This is a genomic window from Pseudomonas sp. CFBP 13711 (assembly GCF_014842265.1).
Lineage (GTDB): Bacteria > Pseudomonadota > Gammaproteobacteria > Pseudomonadales > Pseudomonadaceae > Aquipseudomonas.
Genome location: NZ_JACYVI010000043.1, coordinates 1 through 458 on the forward strand (window position 1 = coordinate 1; position 458 = coordinate 458).

Consider the following 458-nt stretch of genomic DNA (forward strand, 5'->3'; position numbering starts at 1 on the left):
GAGAAGCTGGCAAGGTACGACTCACTCAGCGGCCTGCTCAATCGGCGTGCCTTTATGGAGCTTGTAAACGAGCAACTCGCTCAGCTGGAACCTGTGATTGTGATGCTGATCGACCTTGACTATTTCAAGGCGGTTAACGATCAGCGCGGGCATGCAACGGGTGACGCAGTGCTCATTGAGGTAGCAAAACGACTGGAGGAGATTGCAATCAAGTACGGCTGCATCGCTTCGCGTCTAGGAGGCGATGAATTCTGCGTCGTATTTACCAGCCGTAGAGAGGAACGCGAGCTGGGCCTCATTGCCGCAGATGTGATTTCGCGAATAGGGGCCCCTATGCTCGAGAAGCTTCGACCCTTCCGACAGGGAGCTACAGTTGGCATCTCTCGTTCGTGGGTCGACGCTACCGAAACCTCAGCGCTATTGCACTGCGCAGATGTAGCAATGTACAGGGGTAAGGT

Annotated in this window: 1 protein-coding gene; it reads left to right on the top strand. The window is 54.8% G+C overall.

Annotated elements, in window-relative coordinates; all coding sequences use genetic code 11:
- The coding region (locus IFT47_RS27310; RefSeq protein WP_192175181.1) for a GGDEF domain-containing protein at positions 1-458 on the top strand (458 nt) is incomplete at both ends.